This is a genomic window from Klebsiella sp. 141198 (assembly GCF_050600785.1).
In the GTDB taxonomy this organism is placed as follows: Bacteria; Pseudomonadota; Gammaproteobacteria; order Enterobacterales; family Enterobacteriaceae; genus Klebsiella; species Klebsiella aerogenes.
Window position 1 is genome coordinate 650,137 of record NZ_JAQIRM010000002.1, and the last position, 18,328, is coordinate 668,464.

Genomic DNA, 18,328 nt, shown 5'->3' on the forward strand with positions numbered 1-18,328 from the left:
ACCCGATGACTGGATAATACTCTGATGACGCTGAAACGTTTCAATGAGTCTGTACCTTTCTTGCGCACTGCGCAAGTAAACTCCGAAGGCTGATAACAGAATTTAGAGATACCGCACATTTTTGCTGAAGCTAATGGTGAAATGCGCCATTGGCTTCAGCATTTTGCTGAACGACATAATTTGAAACGCCTTTTTAATTTTTCGTGCCATACCACTATTCATTTTATGGGTGTCGGCGTAAACTTCGCCTCTCCTGAAACCAATGATATTCCAGCATGCAAAACAGTAGCGCCGCCCTTCCCCGCCGCGGGTTCGACTTAACCTCCTCCGCTTTTCTTATCGTCGCCTTTCTGACGGGGATCGCCGGGGCCTTACAAACCCCGACCCTGAGCCTGTTTTTGACCAATGAGGTGCACGTGCGCCCGGCAATGGTCGGCTTCTTTTTTACCGGCAGCGCGGTCATCGGTATTCTGGTAAGTCAGTTTCTTGCCGGGCGTTCCGATCGTAAAGGCGATCGCAAGCAGCTGATTGTCGCCTGCTGCCTGCTGGGGGTGCTTGCCTGCGTGCTGTTCGCCTGGAACCGCAACTACTTTATTCTGCTGTTCGTCGGCGTCTTTCTCAGTAGCTTTGGCTCTACCGCCAACCCGCAAATGTTCGCCCTCGCCCGCGAACACGCGGACAAAACCGGGCGCGAGGCGGTGATGTTCAGTTCCATTCTGCGCGCGCAGGTCTCGCTGGCGTGGGTGATCGGCCCACCGCTGGCCTACGCGCTGGCGATGGGTTTTGGTTTTACCGTGATGTATCTCAGCGCCGCCGTGGCGTTTATCGTCTGCGCGCTGATGGTCTGGTTCTTCCTGCCCAGCATGCGTAAAGAGAGCAAAACCGCCGGTGGCCATCTTGAAGCGCCGCGCACCAACCGCCGCGATGCGCTGCTGCTGTTCAGCATCTGTACGTTAATGTGGGGCACCAACAGCCTCTATATCATTAATATGCCGCTGTTTATCATTAATGAACTGCATCTGCCGGAGAAACTGGCCGGGCTGATGATGGGGACCGCCGCCGGGCTGGAAATCCCCACCATGCTGATTGCCGGGTATTACGCGAAACGCTTTGGTAAGCGCTTGCTGATGCGCATTGCCGCGCTTGCCGGGCTGCTGTTTTATGTCGGTATGCTGACTGTCCATACTCCAGTCCTGCTGCTGGGGATGCAGGCGCTGAACGCGATTTACATCGGGATCCTGGCCGGCATCGGTATGCTCTATTTTCAGGATCTGATGCCGGGTCAGGCGGGCGCGGCGACCACGCTGTATACCAATACCACGCGCGTCGGCTGGATCATCGCCGGCTCGCTGGCGGGCGTCGTCGCGGAAATCTGGAGCTATCACGCGGTGTTCTGGATTGCGCTAGTGATGGGAATTATCGCCCAGGTCTGCCTGTGGCGTATTAAAGACGTTTAGGGCGCGGTCAGCGCTTCGAGATGAATGAGATAAGCCATCGCCTGCTGACGCGTGCTGCCGCACATTTCCGCCGTCGGTTGTAAACCCGCGCAGACTTTAGGGCGCAGCGGCGAGGCAAAAATCTTGCAACGCAGATGTTCATCCAGCTGCACGCACGGTGTATTTGCCGGCTTGCCGTCAGGCATTCCGGGAATGGGGCTTGAGATGGACGGCGCGGTGCAACAGGCTCCGCAGTCCGGGCGACATTCCATACCTGACTCCTTAATGAGTGGGAGGCGGACAGTAGCAAAATATCGGCTATCAGGAAAGCTGAAGCTGGCGAAACGGCTTTTTCAGCAGCGCCGATCGAAGATTTGCCAGGAGATAGCAAAAGTCGCGAATTCCGCTTGCCTGAAAGGCCCGGCGCGAGTAGTTTTACGCGATATTTTTGACCCTTTAAGTGACAGGATTACTGCAATGCCAAGAGCGAATGAAATTAAAAAAGGTATGGTGCTGAATTACAACGGCAAACTGCTGATTGTTAAAAATATTGATATTCAGTCGCCAAGCGCCCGTGGCGCAGCAACGCTGTATAAAATGCGTTTTTCCGACGTGCGTACCGGCCTGAAAGTAGAAGAGCGTTTTAAGGGCGACGATATTGTTGATACCGTCACCCTGACCCGTCGTTTCGTTGATTTCTCCTACGTCGATGGCAACGAATATGTATTCATGGATAAAGAAGACTATACCCCGTATACCTTCACCAAAGAGCAGATCGAAGAAGAGCTGCAGTTTATCCCGGAAGGCGGCATGCCGGATATGCAGGTTCTGACCTGGGATGGCCAGCTGTTGGCGCTGGAGCTGCCGCAGACCGTTGACCTGGAAATCGTAGAAACCGCACCGGGTATCAAAGGCGCTTCCGCCAGCTCGCGCACCAAACCGGCCACTATGAGCACCGGGCTGGTCATTCAGGTTCCGGAATACCTGACCAGCGGTGAGAAAATCCGCATTCATATCGAAGAGTGCCGCTATATGGGCCGCGCGGACTAACCACCCTCCTCTGACGGTTGCCCGGCCCAGCGTAGCGCAGGCCGGGGAATGTCCCGGATGGCGGCGCTGCGCGCCTTATCCAGGCTACTCGCTGCCGATATCAGGCACAAAAAAGGACAGCCGTTGGCTGTCCTTTTGCTTTCCCTCACACCCCGATTACAGCAGCTCAGGGTATTTGGTCATCTTCAGCGCCAGCTCAACGCCTCGCACTTCCGCCATGCCTTTCAGGCGGCCAATCGCCGAATAACCGGGATTAGTTTTCTTACGCAGATCGTCAAGCATCTGATGGCCGTGATCCGGACGGAACGGAATCGGGCGCAGATCGCCGGCTTTCTTACGACGCAGCTCTTCGCTGAGGATCGCATTGACCACCGCCACCATATTGACGTCGCCATTCAGATGCGCCGCCTCGTGGAAGGTTTTAGGATTCTCTTCACGGCAGGTAGAACGCAAATGGGTAAAGTGGATACGATCGCCGAAGGTTTCCACCATCTTCACCAGATCGTTATCGGCGCGCACGCCGTAGGATCCGGTACACATGGTAAAGCCGTTATAAATGCTGTCTACCGTCTCTTTCAACCACTGCATATCGTCGATCGTCGACACGATACGCGGCAGGCCGAGGATCGGACGCGGCGGATCGTCCGGGTGAACCGCCAGACGCACGCCGACTTCTTCGCACACCGGCACAATCGCCCGCAGGAAGTAAGCCATGTTCTCACGCAGCTGCGCTTTATCGATGTGGTCATACTCCGCCAGACGAGCGCGGAACTGATCGAGGGTATAGCCCTCTTCCGCTCCCGGCAGGCCAGCGATGATATTGCGGGTCAGCTTGTCGATATCCGCCTCGCTCATCGCCTTAAAGTAAACTTCAGCCTGCTGCTGTTCTTCAGCGCTGTAGTCAGCTTCGGCGCCCGGACGTTTAAGGATGTGCAGTTCAAAAGCGGCGAAAGCAATCTGGTCAAAACGCAGCGCTTTGGAGCCATCGGCCAGCTGATATTCCAGATCGGTACGCGTCCAGTCCAGAATCGGCATGAAGTTATAGCACACGGTATCAATACCGCAGGCCGCCAGATTGCGGATGCTCTGCTGGTAGTTGGCAATCCACGTCTCATATTGCCCGCTGTGGGTTTTGATATCTTCATGAACCGGGATACTTTCAACCACCGACCAGCTCAGGCCTTTTTCCGCCAGCAGCGCTAAACGCTGCTGAATCTCTTCAACCGGCCAGACCTGACCATTAGGAATGTGATGCAACGCGGTCACGACGCCCGTGGCGCCCGCCTGGCGCACATCATCAAGCGATACCGGATCGTTCGGTCCATACCAACGCCAGGTTTGCTCCATCGCAATGCCCTCTTTAAGTTGTTATACCAATAATGTGAAACCTTATGACGACTACCATACATGCTTCTGCTGAATGGTCAATTTCGCCCGTATCATTGATTGATCCAGCTCACACTAAGCGGATAAATTCGGCTTACCAATTTAAATTGCTGTCATATAACTTTACACTACCTCATGTTAATCATTGGTTAATCAGGTGTATAAAAATGACAACTATCGCTACCGCCGCGCTACCCGCAAGCGTACAACTTCCGCAGTACGATCGCCGCCAATTGCGCTCGCGTATCGTACATTTGGGTTTTGGCGCGTTTCACCGCGCGCATCAGGCGCTGCTGACCGACCGGGTACTTAACGCCAGCGGCGGCGACTGGGGAATTTGTGAAATCAGCCTGTTCAGCGGCGATAAGCTGATGAGCCAACTGCGTGCGCAGGACCACCTGTTTACGGTGCTGGAAAAAGGCGCTGAGGGTAACCAGCCGATCGTGGTTGGCGCAGTACATGAATGCCTGAATGCCAGACTTGATTCTCTGGCAGCGATTATCGAAAAATTTTGCGAACCGCAGGTGGCTATCGTTTCGCTGACGATCACCGAGAAAGGTTATTGCATCGATCCGGCGACCGGTAAACTGGATCCAACCCAGCCGCGCATCGTTAACGATCTGGAAAACCCGACGCTGCCGCAGTCGGCTCCCGGTATTTTAGTTGAAGCGCTCAATCGCCGCCGCGAACGCGGACTCGCCCCTTTTACCGTTCTGTCCTGCGACAATATTCCCGACAATGGTCACGTCGTGAAAAACGCCGTCCTCGGTATGGCGGAGAAACGAAGCCAGGAGTTGGCAAACTGGATTGCTGAACATGTCAGCTTCCCCGGCACCATGGTTGACCGCATCGTCCCGGCCGCCACCGAAGAATCTTTGGCGGAGATTGCCTCCGTGCTGGGCGTTGAAGATCCCTGCGCCATCAGCTGCGAACCGTTTATTCAATGGGTTGTGGAAGACAATTTTGTCGCTGGACGCCCGGCCTGGGAAACGGCGGGGGTACAGATGACCCGCGACGTCCTGCCGTGGGAACAAATGAAACTACGGATGCTCAACGGTAGCCACTCCTTCCTCGCCTGGCTGGGCTACCTGGCGGGGCACGCGCACGTTAGCGACTGCATGCAGGATGATGTTTTCCGCCATGCCGCCCGCCGCCTGATGCTGGATGAACAAGCGCCAACGCTATCGATTACCGGCGTGGATTTAGTCGCCTATGCCGACAGCCTGATAACGCGCTTCGCCAATCCGGCGTTAAAGCATCGTACCTGGCAAATCGCCATGGACGGCAGCCAAAAGCTGCCGCAGAGGATGCTCGATAGTATTCGCGTTCATCTGGCAAACGGCAGCCGCTGGCCGCTGCTGGCGCTGGGCGTGGCTGGCTGGATGCGTTATGTAAGCGGCGTCGACGACGCCGGGCAGGCCATTGACGTGCGCGACCCGCTGGTCGACAAAATCAAACAGTTGGTCGCTACCAGCCAGCCGGACGAGCGCGTCAGCGCCCTGCTTAACCTGCAGGAGATATTTGGTCAGGACCTGCCGGGCAACCCACTGTTTGTCGAGGAAATCACTTCAGCCTGGCATCAACTGGCTAAATCGGGTGCCCGCGAAGCCGTGGCTACCGCGCTGCGTAATTAACAATTTCTGCTGTTTAGCGGACAGAATGCTTTTCTGTCCGCAGTAACCCTTCTCTTTTCCCCTTTTTTTCGTCAGGATAGTCGCAACTGTTACAACATTACATTTCTATGCTGGAGAAATTGTGACCAAAACTAACCTGATCACGGGCTTTCTCGGCAGCGGCAAAACGACCTCGATTCTTCATTTACTGGCCCACAAGCCTGCAAATGAAAAATGGGCCGTGCTGGTCAACGAGTTCGGCGAAGTCGGCATCGACGGCGCCCTGCTGGCGGAAAGCGGCGCGTTGCTAAAAGAGATCCCCGGCGGCTGCATGTGCTGTGTCAACGGTCTGCCGATGCAGGTTGGGCTCAATACGCTGCTGCGTCAGGGAAAGCCGGATCGTCTGCTGATTGAGCCAACCGGACTGGGCCATCCGAAGCAAATTCTCGATATCCTCACCGCTGCCGTCTATGACCCCTGGATCGATCTGCGCGCGACGCTGTGCATCCTGGATCCGCGCCAGCTGCTGGAAGAGAAGATCGTCGCTAATGAAAATTTCCGCGACCAACTGGCCGCAGCCGACGTGATCGTGGCTAATAAAAGCGACCGTGCGACGCCGGAAAGCGATGCCGCTTTTGCCAACTGGTGGCAACAGTACGCCGGCGAGCGCCTGCAGGTGACCGCCACCCAAGGCAATATCGATCGCGCGCTGCTGGATCTGCCGCGCCGCAACACCGCGCCGCTGCCGGCAAGCCCGGACCACGTGCACAGTCACGGACAAAAGCAGGGTTTGGCGGCGTTAAATCTACCGGCGCATCAACGCTGGCGTCGCAGTGTTAACAGCGGCCAGGGATACCATGCCTGCGGCTGGATTTTTGATGCTGATACCCAATTTGACACCGTTGGGTTGCTGGAATGGGCGCGCCTGGCGCCGGTTGGCCGGGTGAAAGGCGTGATGCGTATCGCTGAAGGATTGGTGCGAATCAACCGCCAGGGACTCGATCTGCACATCGAAACCCAAAACGCGCCGCCGCCGGATAGCCGCATCGAACTGATTTCCGAGTCAGAAGTTGACTGGAATACCCTGCAGTCCTCGCTGTTGAAGCTTCGTTTAAGTTAATGCGGCTATTTTTGGCCGCTGTTTAAAAAAATCGCATTCGTTATGACTAAAAACCGTATACCCCTAATCTTGCTGCTGAACGCCGCGGGCGTGGCCTTATTTTGTTCCTGGTATCTACCGGCAAACCACGGTTTCTGGTTCCCGCTTGACTCGGCTATTTTTCACTTCTTTAACCAGGGCGTGAGCACCAACCACGCGTATGCCTGGCTGTTAGCCATCATCAACAATCGCGCTTTCGACGCCTGCTCGCTGCTGGCGATGGGCTGTCTGATGCTCAATTTTTGGATCAAAGCGCAGAGCGCTGAACGCCGCCGCATTATCCTTATGGGGCTGGTGATGTTGCTCGCGGCGGTGATTATCAATCAACTTGCCCAGCATTTGATGCCGGTACAGCGCGCCAGCCCTTCGTTGTTCTTTACCGATATTACGAAAGTCAGCGACATGGTCTCACTGCCAACCAAAGACGCTTCAAAAGATAGCTTTCCGGGCGACCACGGCATGATGTTGCTCATTTTCGCCTCGTTTATGTGGCGATATTTCGGCCGCCGGGCATTTATCATTGCACTGGTTATTTTTGTGGTTTTTGCTTTCCCGCGAGTGATGATCGGCGCCCATTGGTTCACCGATATTGCCGTAGGTTCGCTCAGCGCGGTGCTGATAGGCGCGCCGTGGGTATTAATGACCTCGCTTTCCGATAAGTTGATCGCCTGGTTTGACCGTTCGCTTCCGGGTGGAATAGCAAAAAAATAAGATCATTTTTACATTTTATTAATATTATCCATAAGGGGTCGTTCTGACCCCTTTTTTTATATTTGCTGATGATTTATTCGCGACATCATCTTCCTGTCACATTAATCATCATTGAAATGAAGATATTGCATATTTTTCAGCCAAAAAAGGCGCTATTTTCCCCTTTGCCGATGATTCACTTTTTGTCGCAAAAATACTTATAAGAAATCGCGCAAAACCGCTCGCCATCCCACGTTTGATAGGGTAATCTCTTTCTCGTTTTGCCTTCCCAAGCAACACAATTCATCATCTGAATAAAAATGTGCGGTACTCCACATTTTTAGGCTTAAGGAATTGTCTCATTGCTTTCTGGAATCTAGGCTCTACCACGTTTGGCATTTTTTATAACGACATTGTCGTTAAGGACAACAAGGGAAAATAAACATAATGGTCAAATCTCAGCCGATTTTGAGATATATCTTGCGGGTCGTCCCCGCGATTGCAGTTGCGGTTCTGCTTTCCGCGTGTAGTTCAACAAGTACCGCCAAGAATATGCATTCTGAGACGCATGCTGTGGGTAGTGGAGATTTATCATCACTGCAAGCCTCTCAGGATGAATTTGAAAAAATGGTCAGCAACCTGGACGTGAAGTCCCGCTTGATGGACCAGTATGCTAGCTGGAAAGGCGTGCGTTACCGCCTTGGCGGCAGCACCCGGAAAGGGATCGATTGCTCGGCGTTCGTGCAGCGTACTTTCCGTGAACAATTTGGTCTGGAACTGCCACGCTCAACTTCCGAGCAGCAGGATTCCGGCAAATCGATTTCGCGCACTCAACTGCGTACCGGTGATTTAGTGCTGTTCCGTGCTGGCTCTACGGGCCGTCATGTTGGTATCTACATCGGCAACAACCAGTTTGTACATGCCTCTACCAGCAGCGGCGTCACCATCTCAAGCCTGGATGAGCCATACTGGAAAAAGCGCTATAACGAAGCGCGTCGCGTTCTGAGTCGTTCCTGATCCTTCTTCTTACCGTCGGTTATCCCTTGGCTGACGGTAAGAAATGAAAAAAACACTGCCCCGGCAGTGTTTTTTTTGCTTTTCCGCCGATGAACTCCGCAAAATAAGCTATGTCTTTACAAGCTATGCCTTTTAAAGGAAATGGAACCATACTCTTCTGGCACCCCATTGGCATGATTCAATAATACGGACAGATTCTGGCCTATGCTAACCCGCTACTTTTCACCCCGACGTAAAATCTGGCTTACCAGTATTTGCATTGGCGTTGCCGTCGCGCTACTGGCCGGCAGCATCCAGTTTATGGTTATCTACCACAACCGCTCTGAACGTTTCGATCAGATAATCAATAACGTCAGTCACTACCTTAATAGTTATTTCGCCGATTTAAGCGAAACCATCGAGGGCCTGCAGCCTCTGCTCGATCAACCCTGTGAGCATATTGACTCCGGCCTGGCTGCCAGCGCCGCCTTCAGTCCGAACGTACGCGCCTTCCTGCTGGTGAAAAACGGTAAAGCGTTCTGTTCATCCGCCACCGGCGCAATGAACACACCGTTTAAACAATTGATACCGCAGCTTGATATCAATAAACCCCTGGATATGGCCATCCTCCAGGGCACACCGATGATGCCGGACACCGCCGCGTTGGCAATGTGGGTGCAACGTCCCGGCGATCGAGACAGCGGCATTTTTGTATCCATCAATGCTAACCTGACGCCTTATATCCTCTATACCGCACGGCAGAATGACTTCAACGGTATTGCGCTGGCCATCGGCCATACTGCGATTTCTACCTTCAGCAGCAAAATTATCGACCCGCTATCATTGCCCAATGAGCCGATACGCCAGATTCAGGTTCCGGGGCTACCGCTAAAAGTGTATCTCTTTTCCAACAGCTGGCTTGGCGAGAATACCCAGTTCGCCCTGCTGCTTGGCGTGGTATGCGGTATGCTCGCAGGCTTACTCAGCTACTACATTTTGACGATCAAATCCGATCCGCGGAAATCAATCCAGCTGGGGATCAAAAACAACCAGTTCTACGTGGTCTACCAGCCGGTGGTAAGAGCCGACACCCTGCAGATTAGCGGCGTTGAAGTGCTGATGCGCTGGCGGCATCCGGTGGTTGGCGAGATCCCGCCAGACGTCTTTATTAATCTGGCGGAAACGCAGCAAATGATCGTGCCGCTTACCCATCACCTGTTAATGTTGATCGCCCGCGACGCGCCGACTCTGCAGCGTATTTTGCCGCGCGGTACCAAGCTTGGCCTGAATATCTCGCCCACCCACCTGCATGCCGCCGATTTTCAGCAAGATATGCAACGTTTTGCCGCCGCGTTACCCGCAAACTACTTCGACGTCGTGCTGGAAATAACCGAACGCTCGATGATCGATAAAAACCAGTCGATGGCCATTTTTGAGTGGCTGCATCAGCAGGGCTTCGAAATTGCTATTGATGATTTTGGTACCGGCCACAGCGCGCTGATTTATCTGGAGCGCTATAACTTTGATTATCTGAAGATCGATCGTGGTTTTGTACAGGCGATCGGTACCGAAACCGTCACCTCTCCCGTCCTGGATGCGGTCTTAACGCTTAGCCGCCGTCTGCAGCTGAAAACCGTGGCTGAAGGCGTAGAAACGCCGGAGCAGGCGGAATGGCTGCGCGCTCACGGCGTGAAATATCTACAAGGTTACTGCTTCAGCCGCCCGCTGCCGCTGGAGAAACTGGTTGCCGCCCATGATGAGCCGGCAAATTATTTCACAAGCCGCTGAGGGTCGCTTATGATGCGAAACTACCGGGGTTAATGGTCAGAGGATGATATTCCAACTATGTTTGCGCGCATCGGCCTGCTGCTGCTGGCTTTATTTAGCCTTAGTAGCCAGGCGCAAACCATTAAAGAGAGCGAGGCGTTCGCTATTATCGGCGAGCCAAAGTATGCCGTTGACTTTCATCACTTCGATTACGTCAACCCGGACGCGCCCAAAGGCGGCAGTATTACGCTTGCCGCCATTGGCACCTTTGACAATTTCAACCGCTACGCCCTGCGCGGTAATCCCGGCGTACGTACCGATGCGCTGTATGACACTCTGTTTACCACCTCAGACGATGAACCGGGCAGCTACTACCCGCTGATTGCCGATCGCGCGCGCTTTACTGATGATTTCTCGTGGATGGAAATTACCCTCAACCCGCGAGCCCGCTTTCATGACGGTAGCCCGATTACCGCCAGCGACGTTGCTTTCACCTTCCACAAATTTATGACCGAAGGGGTGCCGCAGTTTCGTCTTATCTATAAAGGAACGACCGTCAAAGCCATCGCCCCGCTGACGGTGCGCATTGAACTGGCCAAGCCGGGCAAAGAAAATATGCTCAGCCTGCTGTCGCTGCCGGTAATGCCCGCGTCATTCTGGCGCCATCATAAACTGAGCGATCCCCTTTCAACACCGCCGCTCGCCAGTGGCCCCTATCGCATCAGCAGTTGGCGGATGGGGCAATATATTGTCTATTCGCGAGTCGAGAAATACTGGGCCGCCGACCTGCCGGTGAACCGCGGACGCTGGAACTTCGACACGATTCGCTATGACTACTATCTCGACGATAACGTCGCTTTCGAAGCCTTCAAAGCCGGAGCGGTAGATATGCGCGAGGAGAGTTCGACAAAAAACTGGGCGACGCGCTATATCGGGCGCAACTTTAGCAACGGTTATATAGTGAAAGACGATCGCACGACTACCTCGGCAAAGGATACCCGCTGGCTGGCTTTTAATACTCAGCGCCCGGTCTTTGCCGACCGCCAGGTGCGTGAAGCCATCACCCTTGCATTTGATTTCGAATGGATGAATAAGGCGCTGTTTTACGGCGCCTACAGTCGGCCAAACAGTTACTTTCAGAATACAGAATATGCCGCTCGTGATTACCCGAAGGCCGATGAACTCACTTTGCTGGCGCCGTTGAAAAAAGATTTGCCGCCAGAGGTCTTTACCCGGATTTATCAGCCGCCCGTTTCCAACGGCGATGGTTTCGATCGCGCCAATTTACTTAAAGCAGATGCCCTGTTGAACCAGGCGGGATGGGTGCTAAAAAATCGTCAGCGCGTTAATGCCAAAACCGGCAAACCGCTGCGTTTTGAGCTGCTGCTCGCCTCCGGCGGCAACGTCAGTTGGGTATTACCGTTCCAGCATAATTTGCAGCGTTTAGGCGTGACGATGGATATCCGTCAGGTGGATAACTCCCAGGCCAACAGCCGACTGCGGAGCCGCGATTACGACATGATGCCCTCACTGTGGCGCGCCACCGCCTGGCCAGATACGGGTTTACAGGTTTCGTGGGCCTCGGACTATATTAACTCCAGCTATAACGCGCCGGGAGTGCAAAACCCGGCGGTCGACGCGTTGATTGCGCAGATCGTGCGCTGGCAGGGCAACAAACAGAAGCTTCTGCCGCTGGGCCGCGCACTCGACCGGGTGCTGACCTGGAACTATTACATGCTGCCGATGTGGTATATGGCGCAGGACAGGACGGCCTACTGGAATAAGTTCTCCTTCCCGCAAACTCGCCCAACCTACTCCTCCGGTTTTGATGGCTGGTGGTACGATGTTAACAAAGCCGCCAGGCTTCCCGCGGACCGACGTTAAGGATTTAAGATGGGCGCCTACCTGCTCCGCCGACTATTACTGGTGATCCCGACGCTCTGGGCCATCATCACCATCAATTTTTTTATCGTGCAGATTGCGCCAGGCGGTCCGGTCGATCAGGCGATCGCCGCCGTGGAGTTCGGCGACCGCAGCGGGTTGCCCGGCGCAGGAGATAGCGGTATGGGCGCCAGCCATGCGCGTACCGGCGTCGGCAATATCAGTGAAGGCCATTATCGCGGCGGACGTGGGCTCGATCCGGAAGTGATTGCCGAAATCACCCACCGCTACGGCTTCGATAAACCGATTCACGAACGCTACTTTAAGATGCTCGGCGACTATCTGCGTTTTGATTTTGGCGATAGCCTGTTTCGCAGCGCCTCGGTGCTACAGTTAATTAAAGACAGCCTGCCGGTGTCTATTACCCTCGGCCTGTGGAGCACGCTGATTATCTACCTGGTGTCGATACCGCTGGGGATCCGTAAAGCCGTCAGTAACGGCAGCCATTTCGACGTCTGGAGCAGCACATTTATCATCATCGGTTACGCCATCCCGGCATTTCTGTTCGCGATATTACTGATCGTGATCTTCGCCGGCGGCAGCTATTTCGATCTTTTTCCGCTGCGCGGCCTGGTCTCCGCTAATTTTGATAGCCTGCTGTGGTATCAGAAGATCGCAGACTATCTCTGGCATATCACCTTACCGGTGCTGGCGACGGTGATCGGCGGTTTCGCCGCCCTGACGATGCTGACTAAAAACAGTTTCCTTGATGAGATCCGCAAGCAGTATGTGGTGACGGCCCGCGCTAAAGGCGTCGGGGAAAAACAGATCCTGTGGAAACACGTTTTCCGCAACGCCATGCTGCTGGTGATTGCCGGTTTTCCCGCCACTTTTATCAGCATGTTCTTTACCGGTTCGCTGCTGATTGAGGTGATGTTCTCGCTCAATGGTCTTGGGCTGCTCGGCTACGAAGCCACCGTGTCGCGTGATTACCCGGTGATGTTCGGCACTCTGTATATCTTCACGTTAATCGGCCTGTTATTAAACATTGTCAGCGACATCAGCTATACGCTGGTCGATCCGCGTATCGATTTCGAGGGCCGCTAATGTCATTTCTCTCCCCCGTTAATCAGGCTCGCTGGGCGCGTTTTCGCCACAATCGCCGCGGCTACTGGTCGCTATGGATCTTCCTGGCGCTGTTTATTTGTAGCCTGTGCGCCGAGCTTATCGCCAACGATAAGCCACTGCTGGTGCAGTATCGCGGCAGTTTGTACGTACCGGCGCTGAAAACCTATAGCGAAACAACCTTCGGCGGTGATTTTGCCACCGCCGCCGACTATCAGGATCCCTGGCTGCAAAAACGGCTGGCGGAAAACGGCTGGGTGCTGTGGGCTCCGGTGCGTTTCGGCGCCACCAGCATCAATTTCGCCACCGACAGCCCCTTCCCTTCGCCACCGTCCCGGCACAACTGGCTGGGTACCGACGCTAACGGCGGCGATGTATTCGCGCGGATCCTCTATGGCGCGCGGATCTCATTATTATTCGGCCTGCTGCTGACGCTCTTTTCCAGCGTGCTTGGCGTACTTGCCGGGGCGCTACAGGGCTATTACGGCGGGAAGCTCGATCTGTGGGGGCAGCGTTTTATCGAAGTATGGTCCGGAATGCCGACGCTATTTTTAATTATTCTGCTCTCAAGCGTGGTGCAACCTGATTTCTGGTGGCTGCTGGCGATCACTGTTTTATTTGGCTGGATGACGCTGGTCGGGGTGGTTCGCGCCGAATTCCTGCGCACTCGTAACTACGATTATATTCGCGCCGCACAGGCGCTGGGGGTCAGCGATCGCCATATTATCCTGCGCCATATGCTGCCGAATGCGATGGTCGCCACCCTCACCTTCCTGCCGTTTATTTTGTGCAGTTCGATAACCACCCTGACCTCGCTCGATTTTCTCGGCTTTGGCCTGCCGCTAGGCTCGCCGTCGCTGGGCGAACTGCTACTGCAGGGGAAAAATAACCTGCAGGCGCCGTGGCTGGGGATGGCGGCATTTTTGTCGGTGGCGGTGCTGCTGACGTTGCTGATTTTTATCGGCGAAGCGGTCCGCGACGCCTTCGATCCGAGTAAGGCGGTATAACATGAGCCAGCCGTTATTAGACATTGACGACCTCTCTATCGCCTTCCGCCAGCAGGGAGCAAGCCAGACGGTCGTCAGCAACCTGACGCTGCGGATTGCCGCAGGTGAAACGCTGGCGTTGGTCGGCGAATCAGGCTCCGGCAAGAGCGTCTCCGCGCTGTCGGTGCTGCGCCTCCTGCCCTCGCCGCCGGTCAGCTATCCCAGCGGCGATATTCGCTTTCACGGTCAATCATTGCTGCACGCCGATGAACGAACCCTGCGCGGGATCCGCGGCAACCGCATCGCGATGATTTTCCAGGAGCCGATGGTGTCGCTCAATCCGCTGCATAATCTGGAGAAACAGCTGTACGAGGTGCTCTCGCTGCACCGCGGCATGCGCAAAGAGGCGGCGCGCGGCGAAATCCTCGACTGTCTGGACCGGGTTGGGATCCGTAATGCTTCACGGCGGCTTGCCGACTATCCGCACCAGCTTTCCGGCGGCGAACGCCAACGGGTAATGATCGCCATGGCGCTGCTGACGCGCCCGGAGCTGCTCATTGCCGATGAACCGACCACCGCGCTGGACGTCTCGGTACAGGCGCAGATTCTGCAACTGCTGCGCGAACTGAAGCATGAGCTCAACATGGGGATGTTGTTCATCACCCACAATCTGAGTATTGTCCGCCAGCTTGCCGACCGGGTGGCGGTGATGCAAAACGGCCGCTGCGTCGAACAAAACGGCTGCCGGGAGCTGTTTCAGGCGCCCGCGCATCCGTATACCCGCCGCCTGCTGGATAGCGAACCGACCGGCAAACCGGTACCGCTGCCCGCCGACGCGCCCATCCTACTACAGGCCCGCGATCTCAATGTCGCCTTCCCTATCCGCAAAGGGATCCTGCGCCGGGTGGTCGATCACAATCGGGTGGTCAACCATCTGACTTTTACCTTGCGGGCCGGAGAAACGCTGGGGCTGGTGGGAGAGTCGGGTTCCGGAAAAAGCACCACCGGCCTGGCGCTGCTGCGGCTGATTAACTCCAGCGGAGAAATGCAGTTTGCCGGCGAGTCGATCCAGGGGCGAAATCGCCGCCAAATGCTGCCGCTGCGCCGACGCATTCAGGTCGTCTTTCAGGATCCGAATTCCTCGCTCAACCCGCGCCTGAGCGCCCTGCAGATTATCGAGGAAGGATTACGCGTTCACCAGCCGACGCTGACGCCCGCGGAACGTGAACACGCGGTAATTCAGGTGATGCAAGAAGTGGGACTCGACCCCGCGACGCGACAGCGCTATCCGGCGGAATTCTCTGGCGGCCAGCGCCAGCGTATTGCCATTGCCCGGGCGCTGATCGTCAAACCGCAGCTGATTGTGTTAGATGAACCAACTTCATCGCTGGATAAAACCGTGCAGGCGCAGATCCTGGCGCTGCTGAAGACGCTACAACAAAAGCATCAGCTGGCCTATCTGTTTATCAGCCATGATTTACGTGTTGTGCGGACGCTCTGTCATCAGGTGATAGTGCTGCGGCAGGGAGAAGTCGTCGAGCAGGGTGAATGCGAGCGCGTATTTACGGCACCGCGTCAGGAGTACACCCGCCAGCTGCTGGCGTTAAGCTGACGGTCAGAAGGGGTTGTTGCCAGAAAAAGGCTCGGCAATGGCCACGCCGAAATTTTTCAGACGACAGGTAGCGGCAAACTCATCCTGCATATTAACGAACAGGCACGGCTCGCCTTCACACTCGAGAATGGAACAATCCACTTCGATGTCGCTCAGCGCCTGGCTCAGCGTGCGCATCACCGGCCACGCTTTCTCGCCGTCCGGGCTGAGCAATTTTAATGCCACCAGGCTATTTTCGCCCTCAGCGCCGTTTTGCGGAATCGGTTCAACTCTTGAACCCGCAAAACCGGCCAGCCAGCGATAGCTCTGCGGCAGTCGGTGTACGATAGAGAGTTGCTGTGTATTCACTTGGTTTCCCCGGAAGCAAAAGGCTTCACAATAAATTTACATCAATATTAACACATTGTTGACAAATAGTCCTGCAACAGCTTAGAAAACGCTTACACCCGCATCGGGCCAGGGCTAACAGCTTATTATCCAGAACTTTATAGTTGCCTTGCGGAAACAGTTCGCGGCTATATGTACCCGTTTCTGTGATCCAAAACAACTTTTTTATCGCAACATTGCGACTTTTTACACTAATTGATTTTACATAAAAGAAACAAATAGCTAAACAGGGAAGCCGATTTCGGTTGATATGTATCAAAAAAGGGGCGGAAATCGCCCCTGAAAATGTGACTTAATGTGCGACTTTTCGTCGCCGGCTGGCGTACAGATAGAAGAGAATGGAGCTCGCGGCGCAAAAAGCGATAGAAATCAGCATCGGCCAGGCGGTGGTAAAGGTGGCCATCGACAGCAACGCGCCGATAATCGCGCCAATCCCAAAACGAAATGTTCCGGCCAACGACGATGCGGTTCCCGCCATATGCGGAAACTCGTCGAGGATCACCGCCATGGCGTTAGAGGAGACCATTGATACGCAGCCGACGAACGCCGCCACGCCCACCACCAGCGACCAGAAACCAACATCAAGTAGCGCGCACACCACCATCCACACCGCCATCGCCAGCTGGATCCACAGCCCGGCGCGGAACATGTTCAATGCGCCGACCCGGCGAACAAAGCGGCTGTTAATGATGGTCATGATGAACAGGAACACGATATTCAGCGCAAAATAGTAGCCAAAGTGCTGCGGCGACACGTGATTAATGTTGATGTAGACGAATGGACCCGCGCTGAGGAATGAAAACATGCCGGCGAAACTAAAGCCGCTGGCCAGCATATAGCTGAGCACCCGCTTGTGGCGAAACAAGGTGGCGAAGTTGCCAAGCGTGGTGCGAATATGAAATTTCTGCCGCCTTTCTACCGGCAGCGTCTCGCTAATAAAGAAAGCGATCATCGCCGATGCCAGCAGCGCAGCCAGCGCCAGGATCCAGAAAATCGCGTGCCAGCTGAACCACACCAGTACCGCGCCGCCGACCATCGGCGCCACCAGCGGCGCAATGGTGGTGACCAGCATGACAAACGACATCATGCGCGAGAACTCTTCTTTCGGGTAGATATCGCGCATCAGGGCGTTGATCACCACGCTGGCCGCCGCGGCCGCCAGGCCGTGGAAGAAACGCATAGTAATCAGCATCTCGATGGTCTGCGACAACGCGCAGGCCACCGCCGCCGCGGCGAATATCAGCGTCCCGCCGAGGATCACCGGTTTACGGCCAACGCTGTCGGCCATCGGCCCGTATAGCAACTGCCCCAGCGCAAAGCCCAGAATATAGGTACTGAGCGTCATTTGCGCGCTGCCGTCCGGCACGTTGAACTGCGACGAGATGACCGGCAGCGCCGGCAGATACATATCAATCGACAGCGGCATTAACATGGCCAACAGACCAAGAATAAACACAATCCCCAATGAAGAATTCTGCTTTGTCGTCACGTTTTACTCCGTGCTTGTGGGGCGCCAACGCTGGCGATTTCGTCCACCGTCAGCGGACGGTATTCGCCGGGCTCCAGCGACGCATCGAGGGTAATGTCGCCGATACGCTCGCGATGTAATCCCACGACGTGGTTACCCACCGCCGCGAACATGCGTTTTACCTGGTGGTAGCGGCCTTCGCTGATGGTCAGGCGCACTTCTGTCGGAGTGATGACTTCGAGGACAGCAGGTTTGGTGAGATCTTTTTCATTATGCAGCTGCACGCCTTTGGCAAACTGCTCGGCGACGCCCTCTTCAAGCGGGTTTTCCAGCTCCACCAGATAGGTTTTTTCGCAGTGATGGCGCGGCGAAGTAATGCGATGTGACCACTGCCCATCATCGGTCATCAGTACCAGACCGGTGGTGTCGATATCCAGACGCCCGGCGGCGTGCAGCTTATGGGCAACCGGCTCATCGAGGAAATAGAGGACCGTTGGATGATCGGGATCGTCTGTTGAACAGACATAACCCTGCGGCTTGTTGAGCATAAAGTAACGGGGGCCGTGCTGCTGGGTCAGCGTATTGCCGTCATATTCCACCTCGTGCTCCGGCTGGAGCTTAAAAGAGGCATCTTTCACAATGTCGCCGTCCACGGTAACGCGGCTACCGCGGATTTCACGCCCGGCAATAGCACGGCTGACGCCAAGCTGCTGAGCGATAAACTTATCAAGTCGCATGAGATTTTTTTAGCCTGTAATAATGCTGGAGCGGG

General features: G+C 55.1%; 16 protein-coding genes. 11 read left to right on the plus strand and 5 right to left on the minus strand.

The window, feature by feature from the left end:
• Nucleotides 1–275 precede the first annotated feature (275 nt).
• Nucleotides 276–1,457 (plus strand): sugar efflux transporter SetB, encoded by a 1,182-nt coding sequence (gene setB / locus PGR10_RS08385; protein WP_430923340.1) that lies wholly within the window; start codon nt 276–278, stop codon nt 1,455–1,457.
• Here the strand turns inward: setB and PGR10_RS08390 are convergent.
• Nucleotides 1,454–1,708 (minus strand): YkgJ family cysteine cluster protein, encoded by a 255-nt coding sequence (locus tag PGR10_RS08390; protein WP_045391329.1) that lies wholly within the window; start codon nt 1,706–1,708, stop codon nt 1,454–1,456. The two genes, setB and PGR10_RS08390, sit on opposite strands and share 4 nt — an antisense overlap.
• Nucleotides 1,709–1,913: 205 nt before the next feature.
• Between PGR10_RS08390 and yeiP the strand changes: the two genes are divergently transcribed.
• Nucleotides 1,914–2,486: an elongation factor P-like protein YeiP gene (gene yeiP, locus PGR10_RS08395; RefSeq protein ID WP_015365690.1), complete on the plus strand. Its 573-nt coding sequence runs from the start codon at nt 1,914–1,916 to the stop codon at nt 2,484–2,486.
• A gap of 156 nt (nt 2,487–2,642) precedes the next feature.
• Here the strand turns inward: yeiP and uxuA are convergent, their stop codons facing one another.
• Nucleotides 2,643–3,833: a mannonate dehydratase gene (gene uxuA, locus PGR10_RS08400; protein ID WP_213794373.1), complete on the minus strand. Its 1,191-nt coding sequence runs from the start codon at nt 3,831–3,833 to the stop codon at nt 2,643–2,645.
• A gap of 206 nt (nt 3,834–4,039) precedes the next feature.
• Between uxuA and PGR10_RS08405 the strand changes: the two genes are divergently transcribed.
• The 9 genes from PGR10_RS08405 (at nt 4,040) to yejF (ending at nt 15,701) form a co-directional block, all read left to right on the plus strand.
• Entirely contained in the window at nt 4,040–5,506 is a 1,467-nt protein-coding gene (locus PGR10_RS08405) for a mannitol dehydrogenase family protein (RefSeq protein WP_213316964.1), read from the plus strand.
• A gap of 121 nt (nt 5,507–5,627) precedes the next feature.
• Nucleotides 5,628–6,605, plus strand: a complete 978-nt coding sequence (locus tag PGR10_RS08410; RefSeq protein ID WP_430923342.1) for a CobW family GTP-binding protein — start codon at nt 5,628–5,630, stop codon at nt 6,603–6,605.
• Nucleotides 6,606–6,647: 42 nt separating this feature from the next.
• Entirely contained in the window at nt 6,648–7,355 is a 708-nt protein-coding gene (locus PGR10_RS08415; RefSeq protein WP_213316962.1) for a phosphatase PAP2 family protein, read from the plus strand.
• A 426-nt stretch (nt 7,356–7,781) separates the two neighbouring features.
• Nucleotides 7,782–8,351, plus strand: coding sequence for a bifunctional murein DD-endopeptidase/murein LD-carboxypeptidase (mepS, locus tag PGR10_RS08420; protein WP_047043201.1), 570 nt, complete (start codon nt 7,782–7,784; stop codon nt 8,349–8,351).
• A gap of 204 nt (nt 8,352–8,555) precedes the next feature.
• A complete protein-coding gene (locus PGR10_RS08425; protein WP_430923343.1) occupies nt 8,556–10,118 on the plus strand; it encodes a cyclic di-GMP phosphodiesterase in 1,563 nt (520 codons plus the stop codon).
• A 57-nt stretch (nt 10,119–10,175) separates the two neighbouring features.
• The gene (locus PGR10_RS08430) at nt 10,176–11,981 is read left to right on the plus strand and encodes an extracellular solute-binding protein (RefSeq protein ID WP_430923344.1); all 1,806 of its coding nucleotides are present in this window, start codon (nt 10,176–10,178) and stop codon (nt 11,979–11,981) included.
• A gap of 9 nt (nt 11,982–11,990) precedes the next feature.
• Nucleotides 11,991–13,085: a microcin C ABC transporter permease YejB gene (locus tag PGR10_RS08435; protein ID WP_113374351.1), complete on the plus strand. Its 1,095-nt coding sequence runs from the start codon at nt 11,991–11,993 to the stop codon at nt 13,083–13,085.
• Complete coding sequence (locus PGR10_RS08440) at nt 13,085–14,110, plus strand: microcin C ABC transporter permease (RefSeq protein WP_047043209.1); 1,026 nt, start codon at nt 13,085–13,087, stop codon at nt 14,108–14,110. The genes PGR10_RS08435 and PGR10_RS08440 overlap by 1 nt, the downstream gene beginning before the upstream one ends.
• Nucleotide 14,111: 1 nt before the next feature.
• The gene (gene yejF, locus PGR10_RS08445; protein WP_113374350.1) at nt 14,112–15,701 is read left to right on the plus strand and encodes a microcin C ABC transporter ATP-binding protein YejF; all 1,590 of its coding nucleotides are present in this window, start codon (nt 14,112–14,114) and stop codon (nt 15,699–15,701) included.
• 3 nt (nt 15,702–15,704) lie between these two features.
• On the opposite strand, the gene PGR10_RS08450 is transcribed toward yejF, so the two are convergent.
• The 3 genes from PGR10_RS08450 to rsuA form a co-directional block, all read right to left on the minus strand.
• Entirely contained in the window at nt 15,705–16,049 is a 345-nt protein-coding gene (locus tag PGR10_RS08450; RefSeq protein ID WP_015365678.1) for a YejG family protein, read from the minus strand.
• 331 nt (nt 16,050–16,380) lie between these two features.
• Complete coding sequence (locus PGR10_RS08455) at nt 16,381–17,577, minus strand: Bcr/CflA family multidrug efflux MFS transporter (protein WP_087860143.1); 1,197 nt, start codon at nt 17,575–17,577, stop codon at nt 16,381–16,383.
• Nucleotides 17,574–18,293, minus strand: coding sequence for a 16S rRNA pseudouridine(516) synthase RsuA (gene rsuA, locus PGR10_RS08460; protein WP_430923345.1), 720 nt, complete (start codon nt 18,291–18,293; stop codon nt 17,574–17,576). The genes PGR10_RS08455 and rsuA overlap by 4 nt, the downstream gene beginning before the upstream one ends.
• Nucleotides 18,294–18,328 lie beyond the last annotated feature (35 nt).